The organism is Pseudomonas sp. EA_65y_Pfl1_P113, assembly GCF_963970525.1.
Lineage (GTDB): Bacteria > Pseudomonadota > Gammaproteobacteria > Pseudomonadales > Pseudomonadaceae > Aquipseudomonas > Aquipseudomonas tritici.
In genome coordinates this window covers 1-602 of the sequence record NZ_CAXAQM010000244.1, presented here as the reverse complement: position 1 = coordinate 602, position 602 = coordinate 1, and the positions used below count along the sequence as shown (strand labels likewise).

Below are 602 nucleotides of genomic sequence, written 5' to 3'. Positions count from 1 at the left end.
GCCGACGGAGCGCGGAAACGCGTACGGCTTTCTAACAACGGAGCCGAACGCGATTGTGGCGCCGATACATCCGAAGGCGATGCCGGTTATCCTGCATGACGACGATTACGATCGATGGTTGTCGGCGTCGTGGGAGGAGCTTGGCGCCTTGGTTGCCCCTTACCCTTCCCAGCTCATGACGGTCTCACGCGATTGAGTCGCTCAACGTGTCAACGACACCGAGAGCCGTCGATCCACCACGCTGCATCCGCACAAACGGGTCTTGTAAATGGACTGTCGAACCGCCCGAACCAAGCAATTTGGTCGCCAGGAACGACGCCCAATCAGGAGGTCTCGCGCGGTTCTATGCGCTCAATCCTGAGCATAGAAGGAGCAGCTCATGTCCATCAAAGGCACACTCGATCCGATCCATATTGGTGGTGGAACACGCTCGCTAATGCGTGACAGCGGACGGCACGTCGAAACGGGTTGGTGGGGCGTAGACGATAACAACACCCCTCACGTTGGTCCCTATGGCAGTCGTGAAGCCTGCCAAGTTGCGTGCGACGCGGCCAACAACGGCAAATAGCGCATAGGTCCTGGTCGGGAGCTTCTGTTAAAAC

General features: G+C 58.1%; 2 protein-coding genes. Both read left to right on the top strand.

What is annotated here, in order from left to right:
• A partial coding sequence (locus tag AACY52_RS29385) for an SOS response-associated peptidase family protein (protein WP_339561231.1) occupies window positions 1-196 on the top strand: 196 nt, incomplete at its 5' end.
• Between the two features lie 183 nt (window positions 197-379).
• Complete coding sequence (locus AACY52_RS29380) at window positions 380-568, top strand: hypothetical protein (RefSeq protein ID WP_299104671.1); 189 nt, start codon at window positions 380-382, stop codon at window positions 566-568.
• Window positions 569-602 lie beyond the last annotated feature (34 nt).

What these genes read in the sequence shown, in the direction of transcription:
- AACY52_RS29380 (WP_299104671.1), top strand. Translation starts at nt 380, where the DNA reads ATGTCCATCAAAGGCACACTCGATCCGATCCATATTGGTGGTGGAACA.